Annotated in this window: 4 protein-coding genes; all 4 read right to left on the bottom strand. The window is 58.6% G+C overall.

Annotation, left to right across the window (positions count from 1 at the left end):
* Window positions 1–220: 220 nt before the first annotated feature.
* Complete coding sequence (locus AC2VNK_RS01730; protein WP_486882583.1) at window positions 221–1051, bottom strand: undecaprenyl-diphosphate phosphatase; 831 nt, start codon at window positions 1049–1051, stop codon at window positions 221–223.
* A gap of 11 nt (window positions 1052–1062) precedes the next feature.
* Entirely contained in the window at window positions 1063–1539 is a 477-nt protein-coding gene (gene greA / locus AC2VNK_RS01725) for a transcription elongation factor GreA (protein WP_291524144.1), read from the bottom strand.
* A 2-nt stretch (window positions 1540–1541) separates the two neighbouring features.
* Complete coding sequence (gene carB / locus AC2VNK_RS01720) at window positions 1542–4775, bottom strand: carbamoyl-phosphate synthase large subunit (RefSeq protein WP_486882582.1); 3234 nt, start codon at window positions 4773–4775, stop codon at window positions 1542–1544.
* On the bottom strand, window positions 4768–5502 hold a 735-nt coding region (locus AC2VNK_RS01715), incomplete at its 5' end, for a carbamoyl phosphate synthase small subunit (protein ID WP_486882581.1). The genes carB and AC2VNK_RS01715, both read right to left, overlap by 8 nt.

The raw sequence follows: 5502 nt of genomic DNA, 5'->3' as shown, positions 1-5502 counted from the left end.
TTCGCCTACTCCATCTCCTACCTCTTCCTGCTCTATACCGCCCTGATCCTGGGTAAACTGGTGATGAGTTATGGCTTCTTCTAAGAAGCCTCCCCGCAGCAAAGGCCCGCCCATGAACCCGCTCGAAAAGCGGGCAGTGAGCGGCCTGAGCTTCATTTACGTCGCGCGCATGCTCGGGACGGTCAAGTAGCCGTTGAACCCGGTTTTTAGCCGGATATTTTCAGCCGCCAATAATAAGCGCTAGCGCGCCAAAGGCAATGCAATAGATACCAAAGGGCCGTAGCGCTTTGATTTCATGCTTATGAAAGTAGTGCATCAGAAACCAGACGGAAGCCCAGGCACAGACTCCCGATAAAAGACCTGCAAGAAAAATGGTACCGAGTAATTCGGACGGCATATTTGCGTGGAAGAGCTTGGGCACTTCCAGCATGCCGGCCGCTGCAATAATCGGGGTGGCAAGCAGAAAGGAAAATTTTGCGGAATTTTCATAGTCCAACCCTACACCAATACCAGCCACTAACGTAGCACCCGAACGCGAAAATCCGGGAATCAATGCGAGGGATTGGGCGAATCCTATGCCAATAGCGCGCGGCCAACTCAGGTTGTCCAGTGAATGGCTGGGTTGCCGCGCGCGCAAGCGATCTCCCCAGATGAGCATGATGCCGTTAATCATCAGTGCCACCGCAGCAAAGGTGAAACCGCCGAACAGGTCTTTGATTTTATGGGCGAGGGCAAGGCCCAGTAAACCGGCAGGAATGGATGCGATAAAGAGGATCCATAGCAGCCGTGATTGGGGATTGCTGGGACGTCCACGCGCACGAATGAAACCACCCAGCAGCGCTGCCCAGTCGCGCCAGAAGAACAAGAGTAATGCCGCGGCTGTGGCGAGGTGGAGCACGACCACAAAGGGTAAAAACCACTCCGCATCGCGGTTGATGGGCCAATGCAGAAGCGCGGGTACCAGGATAATGTGGCCAAGACTGGAGATGGGAAATAATTCCGTAACGCCTTGCAGCATGGCCAGGAATAGTAGGTAGGTAGGATGTGCCAAGCTCTTTCCTTCTATAGGTAGCGCACAGCGAGAATGGTGTACTCCCGCGTTCCACCAGGAGCGCGTACTTCAACCAGATCGCCTTCGTGCTTACCGATAAGCGCACGCGCAATGGGGGAGCTAATGGATATCTTATTTTCCTTGAGGTCCGCCTCGGCATCACCGACGATCTGGTAAGTCACCTCGTTACCCTCTGCATCTTCCAGCTCCACGGTAGCCGCAAAGACAATTCTACCACCCGTATTCAAGGTCTTGGGATCAATGACCTGGGCACGGGACAGATGATCTTCCACCTCGCGAATGCGTCCCTCAATAAACGCCTGCTGTTCTTTAGCCGCGTCGTATTCGGCATTTTCCGAAAGATCACCCTTGGCTCGGGCCTCGGCGATCGCTTCAATGACGGTGGGCCGGTCCACGGATTTGAGGCGATGTAACTCATCGCGCAGGCGCTGGGCACCAATAACAGTCATGGGAATTTTGTCGCTCATATCTACCTCGTGCTGGTGTTTGTCTGGTTCAGATCCTGCAGCCGGAGGACGCTGCGTTCCTCCGTCATCAGGGCGTGAATGGCAGCGGCGCCCGCGATAGCGCCCGCCAGAGTGGTATAGTAGGTCAATCCCATTTGCAGCGCTGCACGACGGATGCTAAAAGAGTCGCGCACCGATTGCCGTTCATCCACGGTGTTGATGATGATCTGCACCTTACCGTTTTTGATCGCATCGACGATGTGGGGGCGGCCTTCAGTCACCTTGTTGACTGCGGTGACTTCCAGGCCGTCCCCATGCAGAAAAGCGGCAGTACCCTTGGTGGCGATCAGCTTAAAGCCGAGTTCGGACAGCGTCCGTGCCGCTGGGATAAGGCCCTTCTTATCTGCATCGCGGACGCTGAGAAAAACGGTGCCGGAGCGCGGGAAGTGTTCACCGGCGCCGATCTGTGCTTTGAGGAAAGCCTCGCCGAAACTGGCACCGATGCCCATCACCTCGCCGGTAGACTTCATTTCCGGCCCCAGCAGTACATCTACGCCGGGGAATTTGATGAAGGGGAATACCGCTTCCTTAACGCTGAAATGGGGCGGATTGGGAATCTGCGGAATGCCCTGTGCCGCTAGTGACTTCCCGGTCATGCAGCGGGAGGCAATTTTGGCCAGAGGCCAGCCGGTGGCCTTGGAGACGAAAGGCACCGTCCGTGAGGCGCGCGGGTTCACCTCCAGAACATAGATGCGCTCTTCCTGGACGGCGAACTGACAGTTCATCAGACCCACCACACCGAGCGCCAGAGCCAGTTCCACGGTCTGCCGCCGGATTTCGTCCTGAATGGCTGGGGACAGGGAGTAGGGCGGTAGACAACAGGCGGAGTCGCCACTGTGAACGCCTGCCTGCTCAATGTGCTCCATGATCCCCGCCACGATCACTTGTTGCTCGTTATCGGCGACGGCATCAACGTCCACCTCCAGGGCGTCATTCAGGAAACGATCCAGGAGAATGGGCTGGTCATTGGAGATACGCACAGCCTCCACCATATAACGTTCGAGGTCATCTTCGCCGTAGACGATACGCATCGCGCGACCGCCCAGTACATAAGAAGGACGCACTACCAGCGGGTAGCCCAGTGCGCGGGCCTTGCTCAGGGCCTCCGGGGCGCTCCGCGCAATGGCGTTTTCCGGCTGCCGCAGGTTAAGGCGCTGCAAAAGTTGCTGGAAGCGCTCGCGGTCTTCAGCCAGATCGATGGAATCCGGAGTGGTGCCGACGATGGGTACACCGGCGGCTTCCAGATCATTGGCGAGCTTCAGCGGCGTTTGACCACCGAATTGGACGATCACGCCCTGGGGTTTTTCGACAGCGACGATTTCGAGGACATCTTCCAGAGTGAGCGGCTCGAAATACAGGCGATCGGAGGTGTCATAGTCGGTGGACACCGTCTCCGGGTTACAGTTGACCATGATGGTCTCAAAACCGTCCTCGTGCAGGGCCATGGCCGCATGTACGCAGCAATAGTCAAACTCAATACCCTGCCCGATCCGGTTGGGACCGCCGCCGAGAATCATGATCTTGGGTTTGTCACTGGGCTCCGCCTCGCATTCCATCTCATAGGTGGAGTAAAGATAAGGCGTCGGTGAGCGGAACTCGGCGGCGCAGGTATCCACCCGCTTATAGACCGGGCGGATGCCCAGCCTCTGGCGGTGCTCGCGCAATAGTTGCTCGCGGCAACCTAACAGGCGGGCCAGGCGCCGGTCCGAGAAGCCCATGCCTTTGAGCGTGCGGAGCCTGGTGCCATCGAGACCCGCCAGAGCGAGACCGCGCAAACTCTCCTCCGTTTGGACGATCTCGAAAATCTGCTCCAGGAACCAGGGGTCAATGTGGGTGATACGCTGCAGGCTGCCCTGATCCCAGCCGCGCCGTATGGCGTCCGCCAGATACCAGAGGCGATCGGCACCGGGAACCCTTAACTCCTGCTCCAGCTTTTGCAGGGTGTCCGGATCATTGCCGATAAGTTTCTCATCAAGACCATCCACGCCCGTCTCCAGGCCGCGCAGCGCCTTTTGCAGCGACTCCTGGAAGCTGCGGCCAATGGCCATCACCTCACCAACCGACTTCATCTGAGTGGTCAGATGGGCATCGGCCTCCGGAAATTTCTCGAAGGCGAAGCGGGGAATTTTGGTGACCACGTAATCGATGGTCGGCTCGAAGCTCGCCGGTGTCGCCTGGGTGATGTCATTGCGCAGTTCATCCAGGGTGTAGCCCAGCGCCAACTTGGCGGCAATTTTGGCAATGGGAAACCCGGTGGCCTTGGAGGCCAGCGCCGAGGAGCGCGATACCCGCGGGTTCATCTCAATGACGATTAACCGCCCATCTTCGGGGTTGACAGCAAACTGCACATTGGAACCACCAGTGTCTACCCCGATGCGGCGCAACACCGCAATGGAGGCATCACGCATGCGCTGGTATTCGCGGTCGGTAAGGGTCTGGGCGGGGGCCACGGTGATGGAGTCCCCGGTGTGAATACCCATGGGATCAAGATTCTCGATAGAACAGACAATGATGCAGTTATCCGCCCGGTCGCGGACTACCTCCATCTCGAACTCTTTCCAGCCGATGATGGATTCTTCGATGAGAATTTCGTGGGTGGGGCTGGCCTCCAGGCCGCGTGCGGCGATGTCCTCAAACTCCTCGCGATTATAGGCAATGCCGCCGCCGGTGCCACCCAGCGTGAAGGAGGGCCGGATGATAACCGGGAAGCCGATGTCTTCCGCGATCTGGCGTGCGCCTTCCATGTCATGACCGAAGGCGGAGCGTGCTACTTCCAGGCCGATCTCTTCCATAGCCTTTTTGAACAGGCCGCGATCTTCGGCTTCACGGATGGCCTCCACGGACGCACCGATCAGTTTGACACCATACTGCTCCAGTATTCCCTCCCGGTGCAGGTCCAGGGCACAGTTCAGCGCAGTCTGACCACCCATGGTGGGGAGGATGGCGTCTGGGCGTTCCATGGCGATGATACGTGCGACCGTTTGCCATTCGACGGGTTCGATGTAGGTGGCGTCCGCCGTCTGCGCATCGGTCATGATGGTAGCCGGGTTGGAGTTGACCAGAATGACGCGGCAACCCTCTTCCCGCAGCGCCTTGCAGGCCTGGACGCCGGAGTAATCGAATTCACAGGCCTGGCCGATAATGATGGGGCCAGCGCCGATGAGGAGGACGCTTTTGATATCCTGATACTTAGGCATGGTGACGGCCTCCGTGCTGGTTCATGGCGTGAACAAAATCGTCAAAAATCACACTGGCGTCATGGGGGCCGGGTCCGGCCTCAGGGTGTCCCTGAAAGGAAAAGACGGGCAGGTCTCGATGTGCCATACCCTGCAAACTACCGTCAAATAGAGAGGTGTGCGTCGCAATCAGACAATCCGGCAGGGTATCCGCATCCACCGCAAAACCGTGATTCTGGCTGGTGATCAGCACCCGGCCACTGCGCAGGTCTTTGACCGGATGGTTGGCTCCGTGGTGTCCGAACTTCATCTTGATGGTTTTGGCACCCAGGGCTAGCCCCAGTAACTGATGCCCCAGGCAGAGCCCGAAGGTGGGAATGCCTGCGGCGATGATCTGACGCATGGCCTCTCCGGCATAGTCGAGGGCCGCAGGATCGCCGGGGCCGTTGGAGAAGAGCACACCGTCCGGGAGCAGAGCAATCACCTCGGTAGCCGCAGTGCGCGCTGGCACGACCGTGACCCGGCAGGCACGATCAGCCAGCAGTCGCAGGATGTTCTGTTTGGTGCCAAAGTCGTAAACCACCACATGGCGTTGCGTCCGGGTGGCGGGCTGTGCGTGATAGCCCTGATCGGGAGCGCCGCTGGCGAGATTCCAGGCATATGTCTCCCGGCAGCTCACATCCTGCACCAGATCACGACCGATGAGGCCGGGGAAGGCACGCGCCGCGGCCAGGGCGTCGTCATCGCT

The organism is Acidithiobacillus sp. TH-A35 (assembly GCF_057473505.1).
The sequence above is the reverse complement of the archived record's forward strand: the minus strand, read 5'-3'. Positions and strand labels throughout refer to the sequence as shown.